A 4,180-nucleotide genomic window follows, 5' to 3' on the forward strand; every position below is an offset into this window, starting at 1 on the left:
TCAAAAATCATAGATCTTGGACAGCTTCTAAGCACCCAGTTACTCCGGAAACGCCAAAGACGCCAACAACGCCGAAAACACCAACAACAGTTACTCGCAAGCCAAGCAAAGTTACCCCAGAAACGGAATCTTCGAATAGGGGCAACAATACTCCAAAACCGGACGAAGTTACAAGCACACCTACTTCAGTTGAGACTTCAACGGGTAAATTGCCACAAACAGGCGATAAGACTAAGCAGGAAGCTGCATTAACAATTGTCGGTATCGTACTCGTTGGATTGTTGATTGCTTGGACATTCGTTGGATTAAGTAAAAAAACGAAGTAAAGTCAATGATTAGTTCATTAATTGAATAACATAAGAAAGACGATTTCAACAACCGCAAATGGTTGCTGAAATCGTCTTTTGTTATACATATGATACTTAAAAGTTTGAACCAAATTTTACGGTTCAATGAACAAATTTGCAGATTTCAGTTTTCAAATTTGGCCTCACATAATAGGCGTTGATATAATTATTATGTAATCAATAGCATTGCTTAGTATTGTTATTAATGAAAGAATAGTTGCCTCTGTTGTCAGTAAACGAGATGGGAGTGTTGATCTTATGGACAATCAAACCGTTAGCACCCGCACCACAATAATCAAAAAATGGATCAGTTTTGTATTAATTACACTTTCAGTTTTTATTGGATTGAGCTTTTATTCACAAAGTGCCCACGCTGATGATATTGGCGATCGGGTAACGGGAATTCAGAGCGGGGATGCATTTTACAATGGCAGCCCGGTTAATCAAAACGAGACGCCCAATTGGGATATGTACACGAACTATAAAATATCGTACAAGTATGGTATCAACTCTGGTGCCACGGTAAAAGAGGGCGATACAGCTCGAGTGGATTTACCAAATGGGACTGTATTTGGAGCTGAACAGAGTTTTCCTCTTAAAGACAAAAATGGGAGCATTGTTGGTAATTTTAAGGCTAAAGCCGGATCGACGTATGGAACGATCACTTTTACCGACTACTATGCAACCAATATCAATGATCGTGGTGGAGAAATCCTCTTATCTGTAAGAGGGACAAAAGATACTGGTGGTCATGGCGGGAATGACAGTTACATTGGAAAAAATGGGTATGGGTTTAACGGTTGGTGGAAAAATCAAGCATTTCCACTTGATGCGAATGACCGCTATCAGTATGCAGCGTGGGATGCAAAAATAAATCCCAACAAAGCATCCATCAGCAACGCGATCATTACCGATACCCTTCAGGATTTGGATAAGCAGGAAATGGTCTTGGACCCAACAACATCGACTCCATTGATCCAGCTTAAGTATGAAGATGGTACTGACGTTCCCGAATCAGCCTATGAGCTTGCGTGGCTGCCGACTTCAGGGAAACCAACTTCATTTACGATCAAATGGAATGGCGTCCTGGACAAAACAGTTAATTTATTTTATTTGACTAAGATTACAGATCCGGGATACCGAGAATCTGGGAATGCATTAACTTTGCATAATGATATCAAAATCACTGGGAATGTCAGTGGTGGTTCTGGCGGCGGGATTATTGTTGATACCAAGGGAGAAGCCGATGCCACGATTGACCTTGGTGGGAGTGGAACCGGTGGCGGTACTCAGTTCAGTATTAACGTTAAAAAGAATTGGGATGGCGTACCAGTTGGCCTGCAGACACCAGGGATTCAGGCAGTCTTGTATATGAACGGCAAAGAGACTGAAAAAGAAATTACATTGGATGCGTCTAATGGCTATGTGGGCACTTTTAAGGATCTATATGAACTTGATGCTAACAACCAAAAGATTGCCTATACTGTGGCTGAAAAGTCGATTCCTAAAGGTTATTCAGGAACGCTGGTGCCACAAGAATATGATAGTTCCAAGACCGTCACGTTAACCAACACATATATTCCACCGGAGAAAACGACAATCAAGGTTAATAAACTCTGGGCAGGGGTTCCCGATGGTGTGACAACACCAGGGGTGACCGTGACACTGTATAAAAATGGTGAGAAGACCGACCAGACATTAACCTTGAACAAGGATAATAACTACTCGGGCGAATTTGCTGATTTACTGAAGACGGACGATCAGGGAAACGCAATCAAATATACGGTTGTGGAAACACCAGTTGAAGGTTACACGACTGATAATGCTGATCAGGCTCCGGATAAGGATGGCAAGGTTACTTTCAATAACCAGTATATTGCCGAGAAGACCAAGATTAGTGTCAACAAGGCATGGTCCGGCGTTCCTGACGGAGTGAATACACCCGAAGTGACCGTGACGTTGTATGAAAATGGCCAGAAAACTGACCAGCAATTAACGCTGAACAAGGACAATCACTATACTGGTGAATTTACCGAACTGCCAAAAACGGACAGTCGCGGAGATGAAATCGAGTACACGGTTGTGGAAGCACCGAATGATGGCTATACGATTGATAAAAATGACCAAGCTCCGGATAAGGATGGCAAAGTCACTTTTAATAACCAGTATATTCCTGAGAAAACCCAAATCAGTGTGAACAAGGTCTGGGGTGGCGTTCCCGACGGTGTCAATACGCCGGGTGTGACTGTGACATTATATAGAAATGGGCAGAAGACCGACCAGACGTTAACGCTGGATAAAGACAATAACTATGCCGGTGAGTTCAAAGACTTGCCGAAGACTGACGATAAAGGAGCCACAATCACGTATACGGTGTCTGAAAATTCAGTTGATGGCTATACAACCGAAAAAGACAATCAAACACCGGATCAAAATGGCAAGGTAACATTTAACAATCAATATATCGCTGAAAAGACTAAGATCAGCGTGAACAAGGTCTGGAGTGGCGTTCCTGTCGGTGTGAATACGCCGGAAGTGACCGTGACATTGTATGAAGATGGAAAGAAAACACCTCAGACGTTGACCCTGAACAAGGGAAACAACTATTCTGGTGAATTCACTGAATTGCCAAAGACCGACAGTCAGGGAGCCGAAATCAAATATACGGTTGTGGAAACCCCGGTTGAAGGCTACACGACTGATAATGACAACCAAGCTCCGGATAAGGACGGCAAGGTAACTTTCAGCAATCAGTACATCGCTGAGAAGACCAAGATTACCGTGAACAAACTTTGGTCAGGTGTCCCCGAAGGCGTCAATACACCGGAAGTGACTGTTACTTTGTATAGAAATGGTGAAAAGACAGCAGATTCGCGGACGCTGAACAAAGGCAATAACTACACCGGTGAGTTTACCGGACTACCTAAGACCGACGAAAAGGGAGCCGAGATCAAATATACGGTTGTAGAATCTGCAGTAACAGGTTACACAACCGATAAAAATGATCAGGCACCCGACAAGGATGGCAAAGTCACTTTCAACAATCAATATATCCCTGAGGAAACCAAAATCAATGTGAACAAGATATGGGGTGGCGTTCCTGATGGTGTTAATACCCCGGAAGTGACCGTGACATTGTATAAAAATGGGCAGAAGACCGACCAGACGTTAACACTGAATAAGGATAATCACTATTCTGATGAGTTTGATGGGTTGCCTAAGACAGATTCCAAAGGGGACGAGATCAAATATACAGTTGTGGAATCTGCGGTGGCGGGTTACACAACCGATAAAAATGATCAAGCACCCGATACGGACGGTAAGATCACGTTCAGCAATCAATACATTGCCGAGAAAACCAATATTAGTGTCAACAAGCTTTGGGGCGGCGTGCCTAACGGTGTGGTGACCCCGGAAGTGACCGTGACACTGTATGAAAACGGTGATAAGACGGCCCAAACATTAACCTTGAATAAGGACAATCATTACTCTGGCGAGTTTAAAGGATTACCCAAGACTGACAGTAAGGGAGCTGAAATTAAGTATACGGTGTCTGAGAATCCAGTGGATGGGTATACGATCGATAAAAACAGTTTAGCGCCTGATAAGGATGGCAAGGTAACCTTTAACAACCAGTTTATCCCTCAGAACACCAGCATTAGTGTCAATAAGATATGGGCCGGTGTTCCAGAAGGTGTGACGACTCCTGAAGTAACGGTGACATTATATAAAAATGGCGAGAAAACTGACCAGACCTTACAGCTGAACAAGGAAAATAACTATTTCGGTGAATTCAAGGAATTACCTAAGACCGACGAAAAGGGAGCCGAGAT

General features: G+C 43.2%; 1 protein-coding gene and 1 pseudogene. Both read left to right on the forward strand.

The window, feature by feature from the left end; all coding sequences use genetic code 11:
- Positions 1 to 326 (forward strand): annotated as a pseudogene (locus tag FD17_RS13250) (hypothetical protein); the annotation flags it as partial.
- A gap of 279 nt (positions 327 to 605) precedes the next feature.
- A partial coding sequence (locus FD17_RS12765; RefSeq protein WP_156653633.1) for a Cna B-type domain-containing protein occupies positions 606 to 4,180 on the forward strand: 3,575 nt, incomplete at its 3' end.

The sequence above is a fragment of the Lentilactobacillus sunkii DSM 19904 genome (assembly GCF_001435575.1).
Classification (GTDB): domain Bacteria; phylum Bacillota; class Bacilli; order Lactobacillales; family Lactobacillaceae; genus Lentilactobacillus; species Lentilactobacillus sunkii.